General features: G+C 29.2%; 26 protein-coding genes and 1 riboswitch. Of the genes, 6 read left to right on the top strand and 20 right to left on the bottom strand.

Features of this window, described 5'->3' with window-relative positions; translation table 11 throughout:
* Positions 1-4 precede the first annotated feature (4 nt).
* The 16 genes from purS to DTL3_RS06950 all read right to left on the bottom strand — a co-directional run bounded on the left by purS (position 5) and on the right by DTL3_RS06950 (position 13,654).
* Positions 5-277 carry a phosphoribosylformylglycinamidine synthase subunit PurS gene (gene purS / locus DTL3_RS07015; RefSeq protein WP_045088101.1) on the bottom strand — a complete coding sequence of 91 codons (273 nt, stop codon included), beginning with the start codon at positions 275-277 and terminating at the stop codon, positions 5-7.
* Positions 274-990 carry a phosphoribosylaminoimidazolesuccinocarboxamide synthase gene (gene purC, locus DTL3_RS07010; RefSeq protein ID WP_045088100.1) on the bottom strand — a complete coding sequence of 239 codons (717 nt, stop codon included), beginning with the start codon at positions 988-990 and terminating at the stop codon, positions 274-276. The genes purS and purC overlap by 4 nt, the downstream gene beginning before the upstream one ends.
* Positions 990-1,406 carry a 5-(carboxyamino)imidazole ribonucleotide mutase gene (locus DTL3_RS07005; protein WP_045088099.1) on the bottom strand — a complete coding sequence of 139 codons (417 nt, stop codon included), beginning with the start codon at positions 1,404-1,406 and terminating at the stop codon, positions 990-992. The genes purC and DTL3_RS07005 overlap by 1 nt, the downstream gene beginning before the upstream one ends.
* 95 nt (positions 1,407-1,501) lie before the next feature.
* Positions 1,502-1,603, bottom strand: a riboswitch (purine riboswitch).
* A gap of 95 nt (positions 1,604-1,698) precedes the next feature.
* Positions 1,699-2,145 carry a flagellar export protein FliJ gene (gene fliJ, locus DTL3_RS07000; protein ID WP_045088098.1) on the bottom strand — a complete coding sequence of 149 codons (447 nt, stop codon included), beginning with the start codon at positions 2,143-2,145 and terminating at the stop codon, positions 1,699-1,701.
* Between the two features lie 29 nt (positions 2,146-2,174).
* On the bottom strand, positions 2,175-3,812 hold the full coding sequence (locus DTL3_RS06995; RefSeq protein WP_052670427.1) for a sigma-54 interaction domain-containing protein: 1,638 nt from the start codon (positions 3,810-3,812) through the stop codon (positions 2,175-2,177).
* A 21-nt stretch (positions 3,813-3,833) separates the two neighbouring features.
* Positions 3,834-4,529, bottom strand: a complete 696-nt coding sequence (locus tag DTL3_RS06990; RefSeq protein ID WP_231853992.1) for a radical SAM protein — start codon at positions 4,527-4,529, stop codon at positions 3,834-3,836.
* Positions 4,530-4,802: 273 nt separating this feature from the next.
* Positions 4,803-5,528, bottom strand: a complete 726-nt coding sequence (locus DTL3_RS06985; RefSeq protein ID WP_231853990.1) for a radical SAM protein — start codon at positions 5,526-5,528, stop codon at positions 4,803-4,805.
* Between the two features lie 94 nt (positions 5,529-5,622).
* On the bottom strand, positions 5,623-6,417 hold the full coding sequence (rnc, locus tag DTL3_RS06980; protein ID WP_052670426.1) for a ribonuclease III: 795 nt from the start codon (positions 6,415-6,417) through the stop codon (positions 5,623-5,625).
* The gene (locus tag DTL3_RS06975; protein WP_144403497.1) at positions 6,414-8,309 is read right to left on the bottom strand and encodes a transketolase; all 1,896 of its coding nucleotides are present in this window, start codon (positions 8,307-8,309) and stop codon (positions 6,414-6,416) included. The genes rnc and DTL3_RS06975 overlap by 4 nt, the downstream gene beginning before the upstream one ends.
* 50 nt (positions 8,310-8,359) lie before the next feature.
* Positions 8,360-8,506: a DUF2905 domain-containing protein gene (locus DTL3_RS09480; RefSeq protein ID WP_231854070.1), complete on the bottom strand. Its 147-nt coding sequence runs from the start codon at positions 8,504-8,506 to the stop codon at positions 8,360-8,362.
* Positions 8,448-8,600 (bottom strand): hypothetical protein, encoded by a 153-nt coding sequence (locus DTL3_RS09835; RefSeq protein ID WP_231854082.1) that lies wholly within the window; start codon positions 8,598-8,600, stop codon positions 8,448-8,450. Before DTL3_RS09835 ends, DTL3_RS09480 begins: the two co-directional genes overlap by 59 nt.
* On the bottom strand, positions 8,581-9,480 hold the full coding sequence (locus DTL3_RS06970; RefSeq protein ID WP_045088093.1) for a PSP1 domain-containing protein: 900 nt from the start codon (positions 9,478-9,480) through the stop codon (positions 8,581-8,583). Before DTL3_RS06970 ends, DTL3_RS09835 begins: the two co-directional genes overlap by 20 nt.
* A 26-nt stretch (positions 9,481-9,506) precedes the next feature.
* Positions 9,507-10,538, bottom strand: a complete 1,032-nt coding sequence (locus DTL3_RS06965; RefSeq protein WP_052670425.1) for a hypothetical protein — start codon at positions 10,536-10,538, stop codon at positions 9,507-9,509.
* Positions 10,539-10,569: 31 nt separating this feature from the next.
* On the bottom strand, positions 10,570-11,043 hold the full coding sequence (locus DTL3_RS06960; RefSeq protein ID WP_045088092.1) for a YaaR family protein: 474 nt from the start codon (positions 11,041-11,043) through the stop codon (positions 10,570-10,572).
* Between the two features lie 33 nt (positions 11,044-11,076).
* Positions 11,077-12,117 (bottom strand): flavodoxin-dependent (E)-4-hydroxy-3-methylbut-2-enyl-diphosphate synthase, encoded by a 1,041-nt coding sequence (ispG, locus tag DTL3_RS06955; protein ID WP_045088091.1) that lies wholly within the window; start codon positions 12,115-12,117, stop codon positions 11,077-11,079.
* A gap of 13 nt (positions 12,118-12,130) precedes the next feature.
* Positions 12,131-13,654: a M50 family metallopeptidase gene (locus DTL3_RS06950; RefSeq protein WP_052670424.1), complete on the bottom strand. Its 1,524-nt coding sequence runs from the start codon at positions 13,652-13,654 to the stop codon at positions 12,131-12,133.
* A 290-nt stretch (positions 13,655-13,944) separates the two neighbouring features.
* On the opposite strand from DTL3_RS06950, the gene DTL3_RS06945 reads away from it, so the two are divergent.
* From DTL3_RS06945 to DTL3_RS06930, 4 genes are all read left to right on the top strand, one after another.
* Positions 13,945-14,769: a phosphate ABC transporter substrate-binding protein PstS family protein gene (locus DTL3_RS06945; RefSeq protein WP_045088090.1), complete on the top strand. Its 825-nt coding sequence runs from the start codon at positions 13,945-13,947 to the stop codon at positions 14,767-14,769.
* A gap of 154 nt (positions 14,770-14,923) precedes the next feature.
* Positions 14,924-15,586: a phosphate signaling complex protein PhoU gene (gene phoU, locus DTL3_RS06940; protein WP_045088089.1), complete on the top strand. Its 663-nt coding sequence runs from the start codon at positions 14,924-14,926 to the stop codon at positions 15,584-15,586.
* A gap of 24 nt (positions 15,587-15,610) precedes the next feature.
* On the top strand, positions 15,611-16,321 hold the full coding sequence (locus DTL3_RS06935) for a response regulator transcription factor (protein ID WP_045088088.1): 711 nt from the start codon (positions 15,611-15,613) through the stop codon (positions 16,319-16,321).
* Positions 16,314-17,285, top strand: a complete 972-nt coding sequence (locus DTL3_RS06930) for a sensor histidine kinase (protein WP_045088087.1) — start codon at positions 16,314-16,316, stop codon at positions 17,283-17,285. Before DTL3_RS06935 ends, DTL3_RS06930 begins: the two co-directional genes overlap by 8 nt.
* Positions 17,286-17,352: 67 nt before the next feature.
* Here the strand turns inward: DTL3_RS06930 and dxr are convergent, their stop codons facing one another.
* The gene (gene dxr / locus DTL3_RS06925) at positions 17,353-18,507 is read right to left on the bottom strand and encodes a 1-deoxy-D-xylulose-5-phosphate reductoisomerase (protein WP_045088086.1); all 1,155 of its coding nucleotides are present in this window, start codon (positions 18,505-18,507) and stop codon (positions 17,353-17,355) included.
* A 133-nt stretch (positions 18,508-18,640) separates the two neighbouring features.
* Between dxr and DTL3_RS06920 the strand changes: the two genes are divergently transcribed.
* Complete coding sequence (locus tag DTL3_RS06920) at positions 18,641-19,729, top strand: YfbR-like 5'-deoxynucleotidase (RefSeq protein ID WP_052670423.1); 1,089 nt, start codon at positions 18,641-18,643, stop codon at positions 19,727-19,729.
* Here DTL3_RS06920 and DTL3_RS06915 read toward each other — a convergent pair.
* The 3 genes from DTL3_RS06915 to DTL3_RS06905 are packed head-to-tail and all read right to left on the bottom strand — an operon-like array spanning position 19,716 to position 22,521.
* Positions 19,716-19,913, bottom strand: a complete 198-nt coding sequence (locus tag DTL3_RS06915; RefSeq protein ID WP_045088084.1) for a hypothetical protein — start codon at positions 19,911-19,913, stop codon at positions 19,716-19,718. The two genes, DTL3_RS06920 and DTL3_RS06915, sit on opposite strands and share 14 nt — an antisense overlap.
* Before the next feature lie 15 nt (positions 19,914-19,928).
* Positions 19,929-20,381, bottom strand: a complete 453-nt coding sequence (dtd, locus tag DTL3_RS06910) for a D-aminoacyl-tRNA deacylase (protein WP_045088083.1) — start codon at positions 20,379-20,381, stop codon at positions 19,929-19,931.
* Between the two features lie 4 nt (positions 20,382-20,385).
* Positions 20,386-22,521: a RelA/SpoT family protein gene (locus DTL3_RS06905; protein WP_045088082.1), complete on the bottom strand. Its 2,136-nt coding sequence runs from the start codon at positions 22,519-22,521 to the stop codon at positions 20,386-20,388.
* Between the two features lie 473 nt (positions 22,522-22,994).
* Between DTL3_RS06905 and DTL3_RS06900 the strand changes: the two genes are divergently transcribed.
* Positions 22,995-23,819, top strand: coding sequence for a phosphate ABC transporter substrate-binding protein PstS family protein (locus tag DTL3_RS06900; RefSeq protein WP_045088081.1), 825 nt, complete (start codon positions 22,995-22,997; stop codon positions 23,817-23,819).
* Positions 23,820-23,853 lie beyond the last annotated feature (34 nt).

Raw genomic sequence — 23,853 nt, 5'->3', positions numbered from 1 at the left:
AAAATCACTCCTCTTGTATTTGGGAGATTTGATAATACTCTAAAACCGGATTTACTAATATGTTAGAAGCTATCTCTTCTGCAATTGTATTGGCTTTTTGAAAATCACTCTCTTGAATTGTTAATCTTATACTTTTATCAAAATTTACTTGCTCGATTGGATAATTTAACTTCTTAAGAATCTTATAAGTTACATTTCCTTGTGGATCTAATATACCATCTCTGAGCTTAATTTTTATCTCAAAAACAAATTCTTTATTTGGCGTGTCTTTTTTCATATCTTTAACCTCCCTAAAATTTCAGTGTATGCAGTAATTAAGTCTCCTTTATCTTCTCTATAAACATCTTTGTCAAAAGATTCCATAGTATGAGCATCCCAAAATCTACAAGTATCGGGTGATATTTCATCAATCAACAACAACTGATTATCTTCTTTAGATAGACCAAATTCTAGTTTAAAATCAACCAATATAATTCCTACTTCAGCCAAATATCTAGAAAGAATTTCATTAACTTTCTTAGAAATAGAAATAATTTCGTTTAATATTTCTTCAGAAGTCAACTTTAAAAGTAAAATAGCTTCGCTTGTAATCATTGGATCTCCTAATTCGTCATTTTTTAGTGAGAATTCAACCAAAGGAAATTCAAATTTATAACCTTTTTTTACCCCATATCTTTTGCAAAAACTTCCAGCTGCATAATTTCTTACTATAACTTCTAATGGAATTAAGTTAGTCCATTTAGCTATAAAAGACTTATCGTCATAGTCTCTTACAAAATGAGTGTTGATTCCTTTTTTGTTTAATAATTCAAAGAAATGTGAAGAAATTTGTTTATTTATTTTACCTTTGTTAATTATATTGTTTTTTTTCAATCCGTTAAATGCAGTAACATCATCTTTAAACTCAATAAGAAGTTTATAGTTATTGTATTTATAAACCTTTTTTGCTTTACCTTCGTATAATAATTCAAGTTCGTAATTATTTACCATTATTTTTCACCTTCCATTTCAATCAATCTTTTGACAAAATAAGCTGCATTTTTTACTCCCAAATTTCCAATACCCATCGTAGCTACAGGTACACCTGTTGGCATTTGGATCATTGATAAGAGAGCGTCCACACCATTTAAAGGGCCAACATTTATTGGCACACCAATGACGGGCAGATTTGTTAATGAGGCAACTACACCTGGTAAGGCGGCGGAAAGGCCAGCAACAGTTATTATCGCACAATATTGATCATTATCTAGGTTTTCTATGAAATTAACTAGTTCCTTTAAGTTTCTATGAGCACTTAATACAACATATTCATGATTTATTTCCCATTCTTCAAAAAGATCTATAGCTTGATTCACAAAAATATCGTCTGATTTACTACCTGAAATTATTAAAACTTTTTTAGCCATACAAATCTCCTTTCATCTCTTTTGACTTTTGAAATAAAAAGAAAAAATCCTACCTTTCTATACAAAATGTTTACAGAAGAGAGGTAGGATTTTAATCAGTTTACCCCCCTTACTGTAGCCAAACAGTTTACGGTTGTTTGGTAGAGACTGCTGAACCATATTATCAGCATTATACAGAAAGAGGTCCAAAATAATATTCACTTGTTTTATATGTTTTATAATATTATTTTAACAGGAAAAGGGTTTATTATTGTTAATATAATGATAATATTAAATTTCATATATAAATTGCTTATTTTTCATTATTTATTATATAATTAATCCTAGCAACTTCATCTAAATCTTTTATTTCTTGCCTTTTCTCTTCTATTCTGTAATCCTCTAATCTTTTATCTTTGAGTTTCTGCAATATATCTTTTTCTCTTTTTGCTTGTAGATAATTCTCTAAAGCCTCTTCTTCTTCTTTTATTTTCTCGTTTAATTTTTTAAAAAGACTGTTTAACTGATCATTAAGATATTTTTTATATTCTATCATGTTAGTCAATTTGGTCACTGAAACAGTTCCCTTAATTTCATTTCTAAATTCAAGAGAAAAGCTTTCTATTTTTTTATTTAAATCTCTTATGTCTTCTTCAACTTTTTTTCTTTCTTCAACTTTTTTCCCAAGTTCGAGTCTCGCAGAATCTTCAAACTTTTCTTTTAAGTTTTGTAATCTACCCAATCTGTATTTGAACCCCATATTTTTAGTCCCCTATCTATATTATCTATTCATTTAATACCATATCTATCAAGTTTGTAATATAAATTACGAACAGTCAAGCCTAATCTTCTTGCAACCTCAGTTTTATTTCCATGACAAACTTCTAAAAGCTCTAAAATAATCTTTTTTTCGTATTCTTCGGTCATTTCTTTTAAAGAACCTTTAATATTTTCATTTGACTCAAGTAGATCAGGAATATGTGCTGAAGTGATAACCACGTCATCTTCACCTAATGTAAGCATAGCTCTATCCAAAACATTTTCTAGCTCTCTTATGTTACCTGGCCATGAATAATTAATTAACTTCTCAATAGCATCATCAGTAAAACCATACACTATTCTCCCATATTTCTGATTTAAACCATGTAGTAATTGTTTTGCAAGTTCTGGTATGTCTTCTTTTCTTTCTCTAAGAGCTGGAACTTCTATAGTAACTACTGAAATTTTATAATACAGTTCTTTAGAAAACTTCCCCAAACCAACTAACATTTTTAAATCTTCTGTAGTGGCAAAAATTAATCTGACACCTGAACTACAACTATAAGAATCATTTTCTATAGTTCTTTCAATCAAAAATTTAAGAAATTTATCTTGAACTTCTAAATCCATAGCATGAACATTTTCCAAAAAAACGGTTCCTTTTTCACCTTTAAGCAAATAACTATTTTCTCCGAATAGGTATTCATGTTGTCTCTCTTTAGAAAGTAATGATAGGTTTAACCTTAAATAAGGTTCGTTTTTTCTTTGACTAGCATTATGTATTGCTTGTGCCAATACTTCTTTTCCAACTCCAAATTCACCAACTAAAAGAATATCAACATCCACAGAAGCTACCTTTGTTGCCTGGGTAATTACATTTTTCATAGAATCAGAATGAGCAACTATATCATGAAAAGTATATCTGGCACTTTGTTTTTTAAGCATTCTTTTGGTTGCTTCTAATTCATTAATTAATCTTTGAATTTCAGAAATGTCATGAATTACTGCAACACTACCCTTAAATTCATTTTTTACAAATATTGGAGTAACACTGGCAACAACCTCTTTTTTATTCGTAGCTAATCTTTTCCGAACATTAAAAATAGGTTTTTTCTCTTTTGCACATAAAATATGTAAGCTTTCTCCTTCTGCTAGATCTACAGTAGCAGGTTTTCCTATAACTTCTCTTGGAGTTAATCCGGTAATCTTTGTATAAGCTCTATTAACCATTGTAACTCTTCCTTCTTCATCAGCAACCGATATAGCATCTGAAGTAGAATCAATTATGGAAGTCAACAAAGCTTCCATTTCTCTTAAATTAGTTATTTCTTCTGCCAACTTTTGTATAGTAGTTATATCTCTAAAAACTGCGGCTACTGCAATAGTCTCATTTTTACTGTTCTTTATTGGCATTCTAGAAGTTAATATAACTTTATTACCCAAATTTTGCAATTTATCATACTCTGGTTCACCTGTTCTCAAGACTATATGGAGTCTTGTATTAGGAACGGTTTCAACTACACTCTGTCCTAAAATTTCTTCTTTATCTACTTCGAAAATTCTACAGGCAGCATCATTGATATATATTATCGTTTCTCTTTCATCCATAATCATGATGCCTTCCTGTAACTGGTCTAAAATAGACTTCATCAATTCTACTTCTGTCATTGATATCACCCCAACAATTAATTAGTAACTTTTATCTAACAAATGAGTTTGTATCCAACCATTTTTAAAACCAAGATTGTTCATATAATTTATAACTTCAATATATTCAGATTTAGATAAATAACGAGATATTTTTTCATATTGTTTTGCCTTATAAACAGGGACATATTGATCCATTAAACTAATATGAACATTTTCAGAAATTTCATATTTAATAAATTTAAGGGCTTCTTTTGCTTGGTTTAAATAATTTGGAAGAACTAATAATCTAATAATTATACCTCTTTTCAGTTCTATTGTATCTTTATCTTCTTTCAAAAGAAATGTATCTCCAATTTGTCGATACATTTCTTTTACAGCTAGCCGTGCTTTGGACCAATAATCATTTACACCTGAATATTTTTTACCAACAATATTACTTGTATATCTTATATCTGGTAAATAAATATCAACTATACCTTCCAAAAAAGTTAAAGTTTCAATCTTTTCGTATGATGAAGTATTCCATATTATTGGAAGATTAAATCCCCTTTCAATTGCGTATATTAATGCCTCAAAAATAAATGGCAAATAAGGTGTGGCTGTAACCAAATCTAAATTTGAAGCATCTTTATTAAATTGTAAATCCAGAAAAACTTCTCCCAATTCTTTTGATGACATTTCTCTGCCTTTTCCCAGTTGACTAAATTGAAAATTTTGACAATAGACACATCGCATCGTGCAATTACTAAAAAAAACAGCCCCTGCTCCATTTTTTCCTTGTAAAACAGGTTCTTCCCCAGGATATAAAACATATTCAGAAACTTTTATAGTATTTCCAACTCTACAACTTCCGACATGTTTATTTCTATTAACTCTACATTCTCTAGGACATAAATCACAGCATTCAAGCTTTTTGAATAATTGATCCCTCTTTTTATGAAGTTCACCTGTTCTATATTGATTTATATAAGAAGGAACAAAATCTACTATCTTACAACACCTCTTTTTTCAAAATGCACAACATTCATATGAATATTCAATATTAAAATCCATATCTTTAGCTATTTTAACAACATTATTTACGGGTTGCACTATTTTGTCTACAATCTCCAGCAAATTTTCTTGTAAGTTTACCCTATAATTTCCTCCTGGATGCATACAACCAAGAGTTAACTTATTATTTGGTAATTTGTTTTTAACATAGGCCAAAAAAGATTTAACTTCTTCGACACTTGGTGGTTGTTCGTTACAAAATTTAGTTCCTTTCGTTGGAATAAATACTAAAAAAATAAGCTCGTTTACTTTATTGGTGTTACTATTTTTTATATTCAAAATAGATAATCTTTCAATTACTTTATATTCGTGTGAGATTTGTCCCATATTCAAACCAATAATAATATGTGGTTTAACAATAAGACCTTTTTCTAACAATTTGAAAAATGTATCCCAACTTCTATCAAAAAAATCATGACCATAAACATTAATCATAGTTTCTTTATCTCCAATTAAATCATAAGAAACTACATCAGCTATTTTCTTTAAATAAGAAATATCTTCATAATCAATATATCCAGTATGAAAATTATACTTAAGATCATAAGTTTTTTTTAATGTGTATAAATTGTCTTGAAAGTATCTTAAAGGAATCTCGCCGTCGTTCAGTAATCCACCACTAATCAAAAATGATTTTATACCTTGATTTATCAAAGAATGCATTTCAGGAAATTTTGACATACTTTTAAGGTAATGTCCATTGCAATGATTGCAATTAAAGGAGCAATAGGAACCAGTCAAAGATATTGACGAAGTTTTTCTAAGTTTCACAAATTCAATCTTTCTTTGATTGCCCATTTTTGAAGTTCCTTTCTTTGCCCTCTTTTTTATCTTCTATAATCTTTTCACACGCAGCCTTGGCCGCTAATTGTTCAGCAAATTTCTTTGAAAAACCCTCTCCAATGCCGAGAATTTTATCTTCCAATTTCACTGCAACCTTATATTTTCGAGAATGTGGTGGGCCTGAAACATTCAATAATATATATTCTGGTAATTTTTTTGCATAATCTTGGGTAATTTCTTGCAATTTTGTCTTATAATCCAAGAAAAGATTGCCTTCAACCGCGTCTTCTATATATTCTTTCATATTATTTATAATGTATTCTTTTACCTTTTCATAACCACAACATAAATAAATAGCTGCAAACAACGCTTCTAAAGCATCCGATAATATTGAGCTTTTTTTTCTACCCCCTTGCATTTCTTCACCCTTTCCTAAGAATAAAAAATTGTTTAACCCAATATTTTGAGCTACTTTAGATAGAATAGTTTCACTCCCAATGACGGCTCTTGCTTTTGACATTTCTCCTTCCGTCAAATCATAATTATTAAATAAAAATTCAGAAATTACTAGTTCTAAAACTGCATCACCCAAAAATTCTAAACGTTCATTAGAAATTAATTTTCTATTTTCACCACTATTCTCATAGGCATAAGATTTGTGAACTAGAGCAACAAATAAAGTATCTTTGCCAATACATCCTGGCAACTTTAAAAAACTGATGGCATTCAAAACATTTTTCTCTTCTTGAACTAACAACTGGATATAAACACCTTCTTGAGAACTCATTTTTTAACAATAAGATCTTTTATTTTTATAATTAAAGAATCAACATCAAGCCCAGACAATTTTAATATATCTTTATTGGTACCAGATGGTGCATAATCTTTTAAACCTAATGGTTGAAAAGATTTGGGATATATAGAATTTTCGATCATAGCTCTAGAGAGTTCGTTTGCTAATCCACTATTAACATTATGATCTTCTAACGTTAAAACAATTTTTCCTTCAATATATTTTCTAAATGATTTTATATCAAAACATAGAGGAGAAGGAACACCAATAACGGATATTTTTATACCATCTTTTCTTAGAATATCCGAAGCTTCAACAGCTATGTGAGTAAAACTTCCATAAGTCAGAATAGTTAATTCTTCACCTTTTCTTAGTAGATCAACTTCTCCATATCTAAATTCGTAATTTTCATCATAAAAAACCTCACCCTCTTCATCTAATAAAACAGGTAAATTAGATCTACCAACTGCTATTATAATATTACCTGGGGTTTTTGCAGCATATCGAACTACTTTATCTGTTTGATTTGCATCGCAAGGAACAATTAATTTGGTATGATAATAATTTCGTACAATACCGATATAATTAATTTCATGGTGAGTTTTACCATCTTCTCCAACATCTGTCCCACAATGAGTTACAACAGTTTTTAGATTAGTACGATTGATATCGTTTAACCTTTGTTGATTAAATACCTCATCTAATCCGAAAACTCCGAAATCTGCAAAAAAAGTTAATACTCCACTAATAGATAAAGCCCCGGCAATAGTAGCAGCGTTGTGTTCTTCTATACCTATTTGAATATAACCGTCAGGATTAACTTTTTCAAACTTTTCTAGTTTAACAGAAGGTTTTAGATCACAATCAACTGCAACAACCGGAAATTTATCTTTATTTAAAACTGCAAGATCTGCTATTGCGTTTCCAAAAGCATTTCTGTTTGCAACTTTTTCACCTTTTTTATAATTTTTTCCTTCTCCAACTTCAACATCTAATTCAATATTAGGATAGTTATTTTCTTCTCTTTTCAGAGATAATTGCTTTCTTTTTTCAATATATTTATGAACATCATTTTCCAAACCTAACTCTTTCAAAGCCTTATCTAGTTCTTCTAAAGATAAAGCTTTTCCGTGGTATGAGGGAGTATTCTCCATAAAAGAAACTCCTTTACCAATTATGGTCTTAGCAACTATAACAGACGGTCCTATCTTTTGATTTTCTGCAATTTCCAAGGCATCATTAATCTGTTTTAAATCATGACCATCAATTTCTATTACATTCCATCCTGCAGCGCGATATTCAGCGGCTATATTTACATATAAAATATCTCTTGCTCTTCCAGAGATTTGAATATCATTATAATCAAGCAATACTATAAGGTTATTAAGATTTTCTTTTCTAGCTGTCCTCCTTGCTTCAGCAATTTGACCTTTCGCGCTTTCACCGTCACTAGAAAAAACATAAACTTTGTAATTTTTATTAGTTAATTTGGCAGCTAATGCCATACCTACTCCTGCTGATAAACCTTGGCCTAAATTACCTGTAGACCACTCTACACCCGGTATACCTCGTGTAACATGTCCTTCGTAAACACTTCCAACATGCCTAAATCCAGTAATTACGTCTTCAATATTCACAAAACCCATTCTTGCCAAAGCCACATAATAACCCGGCGAAGTATGTCCATGACTTACAATAATTCTATCCCTATCCGGATCATAAGGATTGTCAGGAAAAAGATTTGCTCTATTTAATACGGAAAGATACATATCAATTGACGACATCGAACCACCAGGATGCCCGGAATCAGCAACAGTTGTCATTTTTAGTATATCCCCTCTGGCTATTCTAGCTAAGTCTTTTAATTCGATTAAACTTTTTTTCATCAATAAAAACCTCCCTTTCATTTACATTAATTCAACAGCATAAAAGAAAATTAACAAAATTTATTTATTAGATATAAAATAAAACTTATAATACAACTGATTATCAACATGGTAGTGATTGGTATATAAATAACAAAATTATCTTTCTTTATTATAATGTCTCCTGGCAATTTCCCAAGCTTTATTTTTGTTGTCAAGAAGACACCTATTATTATCAATAAAATACCAGTTATTATTAAAAAACAACCAACTTTTCTCACTGCTTTCACCATTAATTAAAATCATCATCATTGAAAATATTCTCATCATATAACTCATCATTATCAGCTTCGTCAGAAATCTTTTTTAACGAATAATTATTAAAGTATGAAAAAGGAACTTTAATTAATATAGGCTGATTTTCCTCGATCACCTGTAAAGTTACTTCTTTAAGAAAAACATTAACGGTTACAACCTTTGCAGGTCCACCTTCATATTCAATAATTGAGTTTTCATTCGGAACATTTTTCAGTACTTCTTGATAAAATTCATTTTCGTATTTTAAGCAACAAATTAATTTTCCACATCTTCCAGAAATTTTTGCAGTATTAATCATCATTTGTTGAGTTTTAGCAAGCTCCATTTTTATAGAAGAAAAATCTCTAAGGAATCTACAGCAACATGCTTCCTGTCCACATAAACCTAAAGAACCAATTTTTTTTACCTCGTCTCTAATCCCTACTTGCTTTAGTTCTATCCTAACTTTATACTTTTTTGCTAATATTTTAACAAGTTCCCTAAAGTCTACCCTTATATCTGCTCCAAAAAAGATTATTAATTTTGTTCCATCAAAAGTAAAACGAGATTCGAGAATTCTCATTTTAAGTCCTAACTCTTTAGCTACTTGAGATGCGTACTCTGTAACTTCTTTAGCTTTTTCTTCATTTTGAAGCCATACATTTTTATCTTCCTCGTTTAATTTTCGAAGTATTGCTTTTGGTTCATAACCAAGTTCCTCAAACTTCATCATTTTTGGTCCTAATATTATCTTACCTACCTCAATTCCATTTTCTGTCTGAACTAATACATAATCCATTATAGCTATGTTCTCTAAGCCCAATGAAGTACAATAATAAATATCTCCTAATCTTTCTACCTCTACTCCATAAACTTGAGCTTCTAAATCTATCATTTATGTCACTCCCATTATTAATATTTTTAGATTATAAAACATCTTTTAATTCTTAAAAAATGATTAATAATTTCCATTTCAAAATTAAAATTAGATACCTTTGAACTCATTATGTTATTCAAATAATCTAAAGTTAATACTGATTCTTCATAGTTTGCTTCAATGTTGTTAAACCCAAATAGATATACTAAAGGCTTATTCCAAAAGAATTTCCACTTTGAGGAAAGCTGAGAAACTAGCAAGTCTCTTATTAATACCGTACCTAGATAACTAATATATTTTAAAAATGGATAAGTTTCAATATCGCTTTTAATCGTTGCTATTTTTTTCAAAAAAACGAAAAAGTCTTTTTCAGATATTTTAATAATAATATCCCACATTTTAAAATAGGTGAAAGAAACCTTTATTTTGTTTTCCGGATAACTTATAGGAATTTTCATAATATTAATAATGTCACCTAAATTATTTTCATCAAAATTGGATATTTTAGAAATTTCTTTGTTGATTTCATCTGCATTATTTTGTTCGCTATTGAGGTAAAAAAACACATCCATATCTTTATATTTAAAAAAATCAAGGATAAAAAAAAGATCTTCAAATTTTTTGTTTACTTCATCAACAACCGAACTAATAAACGGTATATCAAATCTAATCAATCTACTTTTAATTGTCGGTAATAAATAATTCCACTTGGTTGTAGTAGTAAAAATAATTGAATAATATGGAGGTTCCTCGAATATTTTTAAGGCTGCATTAGCAGCTTCTTGAGTTAATTTATCAATTTCTTCAATCACAATAATTCTTTCTTCTGAATAATTCGGCTTATATAAAATAAAATCTTCAATTTCCCTTATTTTATCTATTTTAATATTTCCACTTTCTGGTTTAATATACAAAATATCTAATTTGTTTAAATGAGGAATGCTTTTTAAAAGCTCTTTTAAAAAGATCTGAGATACAAAAATATTTTCTGATACAAAACAAATAGAAGAACCTTTAAGTTTATCTTTAGCCCTCAAAATGATTTCTAAAGATTTATTATAATATATGTCAGACAATAGCTACACCTCTAAAATTATATTAAAAAATCTATTTATACAAATCAAGGATTAAACCATTGATTTGTTCAATAGTAGAAGCGTAAATAAGAGTACTTTTTTCTTTTTTTAATAATACATCGGTCAACTCTTTCATTTTTTCGTCTACTACTTCTGCAACTATATGTAACTTTGGGATAGAATTTTGAAAATCAACCTCACTTTTTATTATATACCAAGATTTTTCTAATCTCTTTAAAAAACTTTTTATAGCTTCCTTATAATCTCTTAGATTAGAAAGAGTAGGTGATTTAACAAATCTATTCCCTTTTTCAAGTATATCATCAATTAATAATTTCAATTCTTTTTCAGATACTTGATTTTCTGTATCCACAAGTACGTCAAAAAATCCTACTACTTGTTTTTTTTCAGAAGAATCAAGCTTCTGAGCATTTGATGATTTACCTTTTTTACGTTTTACTTCTTTTTCACTTTTTTTTCTATTATCTAAAGGATTAATTTCCATAAAATGTCTCCTTAAAAAATTAGACAAACGAATTTAAATAGTATCTATTAATTTCAATAAAACATCTTTCAATTCACAATTTTTAAATGTTCCGTATAATTTCCCCTTCAAAAAAACTGCTGCAGAAGAATTCTTTGTTCCAACAATAGCTAGATCAGAATGTTTAGCTTCACCAGGTCCATTTACAATACACCCCATCACTGAAATAGTAATAGATCTGTTTACAGTTTTTCCTTCTATCCAAGATTTTACATCATAAGCCAGACGTTCAACATTTATTTCAGTTCTAGCACATGTAGGACATGCAACAACTCTAATACCATTTTCAAATCCTAACAATACCAAAAGACTTTTTGCAATCTCAATTTCTTTTAGTGGGTTCCCACTTATAGAAACTCTAATAGTATCACCTATTCCATTGATAAGTAAAGAACCTATACCAACAGAAGATAATATTGCAGCATCCTCAAAAACTCCAGCCTCAGTAATACCAATATGAAAAGGATACGGAACCATTTCAGAAAGATATTTATTAGCTAGAAAATTTTCTTTAACTTCTACAGACTTCATAGATATCACTATATCATAGAAACCCTCTTTTTCCAATAATCTAACATCTTTTAATACACTTTCGGCTAAGGCCTGATATCTAGGTAGATTTCTAAATTCTTTACCTATGGATCCAGAATTTGATCCAATTCTAATAGGAACTTTGTATTCCTTTGCAACTTCCACTATTTTTTTTATTTTCTCTTCAGAACCTATATTTCCAGGATTAATTCTGATCTTAGCAGCCCCAGCTTTTATTGCTTCTATAGCAAGTCTATAATCGAAATGAATATCTGCAACTACAGGAACTTTTGAATAGGTCACTATCTTGGAAAATGATGAAATATCTTCCATATCTCTTACTGATACTCTAACAATTTTAGCTCCAGCATCTGCCAAATCATTTATTTGACGCAAAGTTCCTTCAAAATTTTTAGTATCAGTATTAGTCATACTTTGAATAACTATAGGATGATTCCCACCTATAATCACATTCCCTACATTCACTACTCTTTCTGAAAACATTTTTTCTCACCTTTTAAAAAAATCTTACTATGTCATTATAAGTTACAAAAACAATTAAGAGAATTAAAAACAAAAATCCTATTGTATTTATAATTGCTTCAACCTTTGGACTAACCGGCTTTCTAGCAATCATTTCATAAATTGAAAATATAATTCTTCCTCCATCTAACCCTGGGATAGGAATAAGATTAAACGCGCCTAAGCTTATCGTTATTAATGCCATTAATTCCAAAATAGCTTCTAGACCAAATTTAGCGGCTTCGCCTATTACTACTGTTAATCCAACAACACCCATAACGTCATCGCTGCTAAGTTGTCCCGTAAATAATTGACCTAAAGATTGGAATGTAAGCTTAATTAAATAATTAGCCCAATGAATTGGAACAGATAAAAAGTCAACGCCTTTTGGTTTCCAATTAGGATATGCTGAAACTAAAGCACCAGGTTTAGATATATCATTTAAGAAATCAGCTTTAGAAATTTGAATTTCTATAAGTTCGTTGTTTCTTTCAATTTCAACGTGTAAAATATCATTAAAGATGGGTCTATAAGCATTATCAATAAAATTTTCTGTTACACTAAAAATAAGTTCGTCTGAATTCAATTGAATACTAGTTATAAATTTTTCCAAATCTACTGGTTTTTCAATCAATACACCATTTATGCTTACTATTTTATCTCCTTTTTTAAAGTACTCTAAATCTTGTTTGATTTCATTAGAAAAATAAGTATAGGTTATACCAATTATATAGGTAGGTGGGGTATATGAAAAATAGGTCAAATTACCTTTTAAAATCTGTCCGCCTTTTAATTCTATTTCAATGGGATCACCAACTTCCATAAGCTTCATTACAGAAAAAATATCTCTCTCTCCATTGATAGATAGAATTTCTTCTTCTTGTATATGGAGTTGTTCCAAATTGGCAACATTGTTCAACATAAAAACTGCCCTTTCTCCTACAAGAACAGGAACCACATTAGTGACTATTTTTTCGTTGTTTCTGATAACAGTTAATTCTAATGGATCACCTGAAGTTATTTCCATACTCAAAATTCCTTGATTAAAAACATATTTACCATTAACTTTTCTAATAATATCCCCTGGCATTAATCCTGCAATTTCTGCGGGACTTCCTGGATTTACGTCTCCAATAACAACTTGAGGAAAACCATACAATCCAGCAATTCCTATAAAAATAAAATATCCAAGTAAGAAAGAAAAAATTGGACCTGCTGCAGTTATAAGTAGTTTTTGCCACGGTTTTTTATTGTAAAACAATGAAGGATCGTCTTTTTTATCTTCTTCATCAAAAATTTCTTCTCCACCTAATCTAACATATCCTCCCAAAGGGATACAATTGAAGCGAAATAAAGTCTCTTTACCAGCGATTTTGAAGATAGCTGGACCAAATCCTATAGCAAACTCTTCAACTTTTGTTTTGAACAATTTTGCAAATAGAAAATGACCAAACTCATGAACAATAACTATAACTGAAATAACAATTAAAAACCATATTATCGACAAGAATACTGTCATATTTAACCTCCAATAATTTTTTGTATTCTGTATATAGCTTCTACATAATTTATCATAAAAATCTCCATAAAAAAATTATATGTGCTTTGTGTAAAATTATATCATAAATACCTTTATTCTAAGTAATTTATGTGTTTAATATACAACTAATCAAATTAATAAAAAGTATTAGTTGATAAAAACAATTTATAAGAATAGTATGATGCTTAATATTTCTTAATAACTCTTGATATTCACTAAAAAAATGATTGATATAATCAAATTGAAAATCATTGAAGGAGGGAACAAAGATGAAAAAATTGCTTATTGTAGGATTTATATTGAGTATTATCGCATTGGCTTTTTCTGATACTTTGGTCATAAAAGGATCAAACACTATTTTCCCAGTTTCCCAGTTGTGGATTGAAGAAATTAAAACGTTATATCCTGATTTAATAATTACTTTAGAAGGAGCAGGCTCTTCAACAGGAATTGCATCTTTGTTTAATGGGACTGCAGACATAGCTAATTCTAGTAGATGGTTAAAAAAAGAGGAAATAACTCAAATGGCTAAAGAAGAAAAATATTTCATTCCAATTGTTTTAGCATACGATGGAATAGCAATTATTGTAAATAAAGAACTACCGTTAGATAGTATAACCATACAAGAACTAGCAGATATATATACTGGAAAAATATCACAATGGAACCAGCTCAATCCAAACTTACCAAACCAAAGAATTGTAGCTTATTCACGAAATACAGCATCTGGAACTTTTGAAACCTTTTCTGAAAATGTCCTCAAAGGAGAAAAAATGTCGCCAAATATTCAAATGCTTGAATCCTCACAGGCAGAAATAAATGCGGTCTCAAGAAATAAATATGCGATCGCATACACAGGTATTGGATATGTTACAAATGATGTAAAAGTGCTTAGTGTCGAAGGAATAATGCCAACTAAACTTAACATTTTAAACTCCATTTATCCAATTTCAAGACCACTTTATATGTTCATAGATGCTACAAATGGTTATCCCCAAAAAGGTCCTGTAAAACAATATATATCTTTTGGACTTTCAAAGAGAGGGCAAGAACTTGTAGAAGAAGCAGGTTATGTTGCTGCTTATGGTTTTTAATTAATACATTAAACTTGATAACATTAAATATTCTCAACTACTTAATTTCAGCCTTGTTTACATAAGGCTGAAATTTTTTAAGACAAAAAACAAACATAAATGGTAAAATTAGTTGAACTTTAAATTATCTAGATAGGGAAAAGAAGGTTTAAAAATGAGCTATACACATTTTGAATATGAAATTACCTTGCTCAATAGTCAAATATCTAAGCTTCTTACAATTGTTTTAAGATCCTTTGAAGATTCATTAAAATCATTAGAAGACAAAAACATCAATTTAGCTCAACAGGTCCTGGAAAGCGACTATAATATTGATGAACTTAATCATATTATTGAAGAAAGCGTATATCAGATAGTGTCAAAATTTAGGCCTACAGGTAAAGATTTAAGATATATGGTTTCTATAATTAAGTTTGCAAATAATCTTGAAAGAATCGGAGATTTATCTTGTAATATTGCAGAAAAAACTAAAACATGTGAAAGCATTGAAATTAAGGAGATTTTAACAAATAAAGAATTAAAAAAAATGTTTGGGATTTCTTTAGATATGATTAAAGGAGCATATAAAGCTTTTGCAGAAAAAAATGTTGAAGAAGCAATAAAAATATGGAAAAAAGACGATGAGGTAGATTTTTTAGAACAACAGGTTAGAAAAAATGTAACAAACAAAATTAAAGACCCAAATTTTAATCGAGATTTAATAATACCCTATATATTACTTGCTCGTGATATAGAAAGAATTGCAGATCATGCTACAAATCTATGTGAAGAAATAGTATATATAGAAAAAGGAAAAACAATTAAATATTTTCTCTAACTAACGGAAAAGGAGGTCAAATCATTGTACACTATTTTGATAGTCGAAGATGATAAAGATATACGTGAAATATTAAAAACATATCTTAAAATCGAAAATTTTGAAATAGTTGAGGCGGAATCCTTAACAAGTTTGAGAAATATCCTACATCAAGAAAAAAATATAGATATTTTGTTATTAGATCTTATGCTTCCGGATGGAAATGCTGTAGACGAAATTCCAAAGATACGCTCCTCAAATAAAGACTTAGGAATTATAATAATATCAGCATTAAATGCAGATAGAGAAATAATTTTAGGAATAGAATCTGGGGCAGACGACTATATAACAAAGCCCTTTAATCCTCGCGAAGTAACTGCAAGGGTTCGAGCCCTATTAAAACGAATTAAAAAGGAAGAAAATGACAAATTGGTATTTGGATCTTTGGAAATATATCATGACAGTTATACTGTAATCTATAAAAATGAACCTATAGAATTAACAGCTAAAGAATTTGAGATATTGAGTTTATTATCTAGAAATCCTGATAAAATATTTTCTAGAGATCAAATAATTGATGAAATATGGTTTGGTGATGAATATATTACTGATAGAGTTATTGATGTACATATAAGTATGTTAAGATCAAAAATCGGGAAAGAGTGGATTAAAACAATAAGAAATATTGGTTACAAATTTAATAAAAATGCAGAGGCTATGTTTGTGCCAAATAAAGAAGAAGATAATAATGAATAATGACAGTGTAATATTCAATATTTTTGATACTTTAGATGATGGAATAGTACTACTTTCAAACAAAACCTCCATATCAAAAGCTAATTTAAAAGCAAAAGATTGGGGCATTACTGAGAATAAGGACTTGCTAAGTTGTATTAGTTTCAATAAAATAGACCAATTAACAGAATGTATCTTATCTGAAAAAGATTATGATACAGAAGATATAATCTATTTTATTAAGGGGTTTAGCAAATTTTGTAAAATAATATATAAAAATGAATATAAACTTTTATTATTTCGGGATAAAACACAATTTGAATTACTAAAAAAAGTTAAGGAAGATTTTGTTTCTTCTGTATCTCATGAATTAAGGACACCTTTAACAGTAGCTAAGGGAAATGTACAACTATTACATGATTTCATGAAAAATGAGGAATTCATCCCGCAGATAAATAAAATACAAGAATCTTTGGACAAAATTGAAGACATTATTTCTAAATTAACTCTATTATCAATAGCTGAGTTTGGTGATTATGTGTTGAAAAAAGAAATAATCTATATAAATAATTTATACAAAGAAGTTTTAAAAGATTTGGAGGATAAAATAAAAGAAAAGGAAATTGAACTGGACTTTAGAAGCTGTTTAGAAATAAAAGAAGGAGATAAGTTTGTTCTGTATACTATATTAAAAAATTTGATATCAAATGCTATAAAATATTCATTCAATAACTCAAAAATATATATACAATTTGACGAACAGATGATAGAAGTTAAAGATGAAGGGATTGGGATAAGACAAGAAGAAATTCCACGCATTTTTGAAAGGTTTTATAGAAGCCCAGAAGCAATTAAATATGCAAAAGGCTCCGGTTTAGGATTAGCCGTTGTTAAGTATCTTTGTAACTTATCAAATTATAGAATCGAATGTGAATCAAAATGGATGGTAGGAACAACGTTTAGAATAATGTTTAAGGATGAATAGAGAAATTTTTTGGTGTATAGATGAAAAAATACAAGTCGTTCAAGTATTATACAATAGGTATCATAAACTATCTGCTTTGTAAAATAAATTGTTTTGCAATTGTTCTACTAATTTTATCCACTTCTAATATTTCCTCTAAAGAAATAAATTCTCTTCCAGTTGAATTTGAAAACTCTTGTTGAATTTTGTTAATGGTTTTATATATAATGTAATAAATATCAGTAAACTTTATTCCCCCACTCAAAAAACTTTCTACGGCAACTTCGTCTGCCGCATTAAATGCGTTTTGTAAGATTGGATTACCTAAAATATTAAAAGCCAATTGAAGAGATGGGTATCTATTATAATCAACCTTTTGAAATTCAATTTTTGTATTGGATAATAAAGGCTTATTAAAATTAAATTTTCTTTCAGGATATGAAATAGAGAAAGCAATAGGAACCTTCATATTTGGAAGACCAAAGTGCATTTTGAAAACTCCATCACTAAATTGAACTATCGAATGAACATGACTATCCCTATTAATCAATACATCAATATTTTTAACACCAAATAGATGGTATGCCTCGAAAACTTCAAGCCCTTTATTAACCATAGTTGCAGAATCAACTGTTATTCTTGCTCCCATAGACCAAACAGGATGATTTAATACTTCTTTTGGTGTAACATTCTCAAGGCTATCTATCGGAATATCACGTACCGATCCACCGCTTGCAGTTAAAATAATTTTTTCAGGTATCGTAACCTCACCCAATAATAATTGATAAATAGCACTATGTTCACTGTCAACAGGGATAATTAATTTTTTAAACTTCTTAGCTAAATTCAAAACATAATTTCCTCCACAGACTATAGACTCTTTATTAGCCAAACAAATTCTTTCAGAAAAATTGATCGCAGAGATAGTATGTTTCAAACCAGAAAACCCTGAAGTGGCTATCAAAGAAATATCCGAATCACAGTATTGAATAGCCTTTTCAACAGAATCTTCTCCCTGAAAAATTTTACAATCATTATAATCATTTGGCAAATTTTGTTGAGCATTAACAATGGCAACTGCTTTTAATTTATATTTATCTATATCTATTTTTAATTTGTTCCAATTTGAATAAACACTTCCTCCAATTAATTTTACGTTCTCTTTAAACCATTCCGTATTTAACACTTCTAGAGCTTGTTCTCCTATAGAACCTGAGATACCGGCTATAAATAATGTTTTCAATTATATACTCCTTTCATATTTTCTCATATAGTATTGATTAAATGCAAAATAATTATACCAAAAACTAAAAAATTATAATTAATCTGTGATACAATTAAAATGTTAACATTTTAAATAATATGAGGTGTTAATTATGAGTTATGGTAATTTTCTAATTGAAAGTGCGAACTTGTTCACAGTTTTTCGCTGGAATAATACTCCTGCAATTATTAGATTCACCGAATCCGACAACATATATAATACATTGCTTCTATCATTATTTATTTTTTCTGATGAAGATAAAACAAAGGTGGTAAATATTTTACACAATAAAATTTATGAAGCTATACCAAAAATAATTTTATCTGATATTTCGTTAGAAACAAAAAATCAAATAGAAAAAAAAGGAAAAGATATTTGGGAAAAAACAATAGACCAAACTTATAAAGAATTAGAAAATACTCTAGATATTAATTTAAGTGAAAAGTTATTAGTAAAATACGAGTTTGATGAAGAAACTCAAAATATTATTCGTTTAATTAATTTACTTGCATCAAAAAAAGAAGCATTAATCAATGAAAGGGTATTTCCAGAATATTATGAAGAACCAAGATTAAAAAATGAAAAAAAGATTCAAAAGATAAACGTCAAAGATAAAGAAATGATTGAAGAGCTTGCAGATGAATTACTAAAAATATCATGTAGACTTGTAACTATGATCCGTTGGAATAAAAATCATAGAAACATAAAAAGTTCAGTTTCTTCTCACTCTTTTCTTGTCTTTCTCATAGCCTACATATTGGCTTTATCAGTTAATTTAGATAAAAATGAAATTTATGAAATAATGGCTTGCGCAATACTACATGACCTTCCAGAGGCATTTACTGGAGACGTTATTAGCCCAACAAAAAGAAAAGTTGAAGGTTTAGAAGAAATTATTAGCGAAATAGAAAAAGAATTTGTTCAAGAATGGTACAATAGCAAATCAATTTTGAGAGAAAAAACTTTGAAGTTTGAAAAATATATATATTATCCTTTCAATGATAATTACGGTAAATTTGTAAGAACAGCAGATTTACTTGCTGCATTAATAGAATGCTATTTGGAAATAAGCACTGGAAATCAAAATTCATATTTTGTAAATTCGTTCAAAAAATTGAAAGAAGAAATAAACGATATTTCACCGCTAGACGTTTCAGAAATTCTAAAAGAGATAGAAGATAGTTCTTCTATTCACCTTTAACAAATTTTTTTTCGCCATTAGGAAGTTTAAATTTTACAACTACTCCCCTGGCTGGTTTTTCATAGCCAAAAAATATTTTACGTACATTTTTTTCATTTACTCCACATTCAGCACCTTCAACGGAAATATGTGCTTCAAACGGGTCTTCTTTATATACAAAAACTGTAACTACTTTTTCTTTCATTAAATAAACCCTCCTCTAAAATTGTTTTTTTGAATCTAAAAGTAAAGTAACCGGACCATCATTAACAATATTAACTATCATCTGGGCTTGAAAAATACCATTTTTTACATTAATATTATAATTTTCTGTCAAAAATGAAAGAAAATTATTATACAACGATTGAGCAATATCAGGAGTGGCCGATTCACTAAAAGAAGGCCTTCGTCCCTTCCTACAATCTCCATAAAGAGTAAATTGAGAAACAACCAACAACTCTCCTCCAACCTCAAGAACAGATTTATTCATTTTTCCTAGTTCATCTTCGAAAATACGAAGATGAACAATCTTATCAGCAAGCCATTTAATATCATTAATACCATCATCTTTACTTATACCCAAGAGGACTAATAAGCCTTTTCCAATCTCTGCTACAATTTCATCATCTACAATAACTGACGATTGTTTAACTCTTTGAACAACAGCGCGCAAAAAATTACACCCTCCTTACAGAATATATCCCATTTGCATTTTTCAATTTAGTATTAATTAATTCAAGATGCTTTAAATTATGAACCAACAAATATATTTTTAGAGTGAAGAAATTTCCATCTCTGTGCATCTCGAACTTTTCAATATGAGCACCTTCATTATTAATTATATTTCTTATATTATTAATAATATCTTTATCTTCTACCTCAATCTTGAGCATAGCAGAAAAATCGTTTCTGCCAATTTCATTCCACTGAACAGACACTTTTTTAGATTCACTTAATTCTTCTATATTTTTACAATCTGTTCTATGAATACCTATGCCTCTTCTACTAATGACACCAACAATATCATCTCCCGGAACAGGCATACAACATTTAGCAAAATAGCTTTCTACACCTTCTTCTCCATCTATTAAAAGTGATATACTGCTACTTTTAGGTGCCTTTTTCTCAACTTTCTTACTTTTATCCTCTGACTTACTTGGAGTAAACATATTTTTAATTGTAATAGAACTTATCTCTTCTAAAGCAAGTTTTATAAATAATTCATCTTCACTTTTTATACTATATTTAATATAAAACCCTGCATTTTTGAGGGTCTCGATCATTTCATCCATAGATATATTTACTTTTTTAGAAATCTCTCTAAATTTATCTTTTCCTCTTTCAAGAAGTTCTTGTTCGTTTTTTTGTCTATAAAATTTTTTGATTTTGGCTTTGGTCCTTGGAGAATTTGCATACTTAAGCCAATCTATGCTTGGACCTTGAAAATTACGATTGATTAAAATTTCAACTATATCAGCTGTTTGAAGCTTGTAAGATATTGGAACTAGCTTGCCATTAACTTTCGCACCGGCAAAATGATTCCCAATCTCAGTATGAACTGCATATGCAAAATCGATAGGTGTTGAATCTTTTGGCAAATGAATAATCTCACCTTTTGGAGTAAAAACAAATATTTCCTGGAAAAGTAAATCAGTTTCTATATCTTTCATTTCAAAAGCATTTTGTGCAATATCTTTATGTAATTCCATAAGATTTTTTAAAAACTTCAATTTTTCAGGACTAACTCCTTCTTTGTAAATCCAATGTGCAGCCAAACCATATTCCGCTTCTTCATGCATTTCCCAGTCCCTAATTTGAATTTCTAGAGGTTCACCTCTATGAGTAATTATTGTGGTGTGTAAAGACTTATAACCATTAAATTTTGGAGTAGCTATATAATCTTTAATTCTGCCTGGAATAGGAGACCAAATAGAATGAATGATACCTAATGTTGCATAACAACTGCTAGTATCTTCTGTAATTATCCTTAAAGCTATATAATCATAAATTTCATCAAGAGTCTTTCCTTTTCTTATCATTTTTTGCCATATACTATAAAGATGTTTTGTCCTTCCTTCAACAACAGCTTTTATCTTATGTTTATATAATTCTTTTTTAATAATTTCTGCATATTCATTTAGTCTATCCTCACTGAACTTAATTTTCTCTTCTACTTTACTTTTCAAACTAAAGTATTTATCAGGATATAAATACTTAAAAGAGAGATCTTCAAGCTCCTCTTTTATTTTGAACATACCAAGTCGATGGGCAATAGGGGCATATATTTTTAAAGTTTCTTCAGATTTAGTTACTTGTTTATTTCTATCAACATACTCCAAAGTTCTCATATTATGCAGCCTATCTGCAAGTTTCACTATTATGACACGAACATCTTCCGACATAGCAAAAAGCATTTTTCTAATCGTCTCTATTTTTTCTAAAGACTTAGTATCTGTTTCGTTCAACTTTTCATTAAGTTTTAAATTGCTAATTTTTGTGACACCAGAAACAATTCTAGCAACACCCACACCAAACTTATTATTTATTTCTTCGATCTGAATACCACAATCCTCAACAACATCATGTAGAAGTCCAGCTACTATAGTATCGATATCCATCTTCAATTCAGCTAAAATCAAACCTACGGCCTTAGGATGCTCAAAAAAAATCTCTCCAGAATCTCTTTTCTGGCCTTCATGAGCCTTTTCGGCAAATTCATAAGCATCCTTTAATTTATCTCGTTCCTTTTTAGAAAGTTTTCGATTCAAACATCTTTCTATTTCCTTTTCGTATGTCTTCGGTTCTACTAACATTTAAGACACCTCTTTTAGGTTACAAACAAATCAAATTATATATTTCATTCTTATATATATTATATCATAATCATAATATAATTATTATTCTCAAAAGCCTAAATAATAAGACTTTTTAGAGATGTTAAACTTTCTTTATTTACTATTTTATAATTTTATGGTTAAATAATAAAGATGAAAAATTTCTACACCATCTTATTAAGATATAAATATCATAATTTATAAAAAAGCGATACTATTATAGTGACGATAGAAATGAATATTTTCTAAAAGTAAGCATTTGAATTTATAACAGGTCCAGCGAGGAGCCCTTCCCCTCCTTCGGTACAAGTACCAAAAAAGTCAAAAATTAAGAATTAGTGAGGATTAGAAGTTGGAAGGTATTTTGTATAAAAAACAAATACGAAACTTATGTAGTGCAGATTTTAGAATTTCTAAAGTGGGTAGTACTATTATACGAGGAGGTTAGAAAGATGAAAAAAATTTTCTTAATTATTTTTATTGTAACTAGTATTTTGCTTTCATTTTCTCAAACATTAGTTATTAAAGGATCAAACACTATTTTTCCAATTGTACAACTGTGGGTAGAAGAATTAAACAAAATATCTCCTGAATTACATATAACTGTAGAAGGTGCAGGATCTTCTACAGGAATTACTGCTTTATTCAGTGGAACAACTGATATTGCTAATTCCAGTAGATGGTTGAAAGATTCAGAAATAAAACAAATGCATAAAGAAGAAAAGTATTTTATTCCAATTGTAATTGGATATGATGGTTTGGCAATAATCGTAAGTCCTGAACTCGGAATAAATGATATTTCAATTGAACAACTTGCAGGAATTTATACCGGTAAAATTACTAGATGGAATCAAATAAATCCGAATTTGCCTAATCAAAGAATAGTAGCTTACTCTAGAAACAGCGCTTCTGGAACTTATGAAACATTTGTTGAGAAAGTTCTAAAAGGACAAAGAATGTCTCCAAACGTACTAATGCTTGAGTCTACAAGTGCGGAAATTCAAGCAATAGCCACCAGTAAATATGCTATTGCTTACATGGGGGTAGGCTATGTAACTGGTGATGTTAAAATTCTATCTGTTAACGGAATTATCCCAAATAAAATCAACATTCTGAACGGCTCTTATCCAATTTCTAGACCTTTATTCATGTTTTTAGACGCCACCCATGGATATCCAAGTTCTGGACCCATAAAAGAGTATATAACCTTTGCTCTATCGCAAAGGGGACAAGACCTTTTAGAGGAAGCCGGATATATAGCTGCTTATGGTTATTGATTATGTTAATCAATAACACGTACATCATTAAATT

Source organism: Defluviitoga tunisiensis (assembly GCF_000953715.1).
Taxonomy (GTDB): domain Bacteria; phylum Thermotogota; class Thermotogae; order Petrotogales; family Petrotogaceae; genus Defluviitoga; species Defluviitoga tunisiensis.
Note: the sequence above shows the minus strand (reverse complement) of the source record. Positions and strands in the feature narration are given on the sequence as shown.

Bases quoted from the DNA above. Each gene is read 5' to 3' on its own strand.
- purS (WP_045088101.1), bottom strand. From the start codon at position 277: ATGAAAAAAGACACGCCAAATAAAGAATTTGTTTTTGAGATAAAAATT.
- purC (WP_045088100.1), bottom strand. From the start codon at position 990: ATGGTAAATAATTACGAACTTGAATTATTATACGAAGGTAAAGCAAAA.
- DTL3_RS07005 (WP_045088099.1), bottom strand. From the start codon at position 1,406: ATGGCTAAAAAAGTTTTAATAATTTCAGGTAGTAAATCAGACGATATT.
- fliJ (WP_045088098.1), bottom strand. From the start codon at position 2,145: ATGGGGTTCAAATACAGATTGGGTAGATTACAAAACTTAAAAGAAAAG.
- DTL3_RS06995 (WP_052670427.1), bottom strand. From the start codon at position 3,812: ATGACAGAAGTAGAATTGATGAAGTCTATTTTAGACCAGTTACAGGAA.
- DTL3_RS06990 (WP_231853992.1), bottom strand. From the start codon at position 4,529: ATGCGATGTGTCTATTGTCAAAATTTTCAATTTAGTCAACTGGGAAAA.
- DTL3_RS06985 (WP_231853990.1), bottom strand. From the start codon at position 5,528: ATGTCAAAATTTCCTGAAATGCATTCTTTGATAAATCAAGGTATAAAA.
- rnc (WP_052670426.1), bottom strand. From the start codon at position 6,417: ATGAGTTCTCAAGAAGGTGTTTATATCCAGTTGTTAGTTCAAGAAGAG.
- DTL3_RS06975 (WP_144403497.1), bottom strand. From the start codon at position 8,309: ATGAAAAAAAGTTTAATCGAATTAAAAGACTTAGCTAGAATAGCCAGA.
- DTL3_RS09835 (WP_231854082.1), bottom strand. From the start codon at position 8,600: ATGATGATGATTTTAATTAATGGTGAAAGCAGTGAGAAAAGTTGGTTG.
- DTL3_RS06970 (WP_045088093.1), bottom strand. From the start codon at position 9,480: ATGATAGATTTAGAAGCTCAAGTTTATGGAGTAGAGGTAGAAAGATTA.
- DTL3_RS06960 (WP_045088092.1), bottom strand. From the start codon at position 11,043: ATGGAAATTAATCCTTTAGATAATAGAAAAAAAAGTGAAAAAGAAGTA.
- ispG (WP_045088091.1), bottom strand. From the start codon at position 12,117: ATGTTTTCAGAAAGAGTAGTGAATGTAGGGAATGTGATTATAGGTGGG.
- DTL3_RS06950 (WP_052670424.1), bottom strand. From the start codon at position 13,654: ATGACAGTATTCTTGTCGATAATATGGTTTTTAATTGTTATTTCAGTT.
- DTL3_RS06945 (WP_045088090.1), top strand. From the start codon at position 13,945: ATGAAAAAATTGCTTATTGTAGGATTTATATTGAGTATTATCGCATTG.
- phoU (WP_045088089.1), top strand. From the start codon at position 14,924: ATGAGCTATACACATTTTGAATATGAAATTACCTTGCTCAATAGTCAA.
- DTL3_RS06930 (WP_045088087.1), top strand. From the start codon at position 16,314: ATGAATAATGACAGTGTAATATTCAATATTTTTGATACTTTAGATGAT.
- DTL3_RS06920 (WP_052670423.1), top strand. From the start codon at position 18,641: ATGAGTTATGGTAATTTTCTAATTGAAAGTGCGAACTTGTTCACAGTT.
- DTL3_RS06915 (WP_045088084.1), bottom strand. From the start codon at position 19,913: ATGAAAGAAAAAGTAGTTACAGTTTTTGTATATAAAGAAGACCCGTTT.
- DTL3_RS06905 (WP_045088082.1), bottom strand. From the start codon at position 22,521: ATGTTAGTAGAACCGAAGACATACGAAAAGGAAATAGAAAGATGTTTG.
- DTL3_RS06900 (WP_045088081.1), top strand. From the start codon at position 22,995: ATGAAAAAAATTTTCTTAATTATTTTTATTGTAACTAGTATTTTGCTT.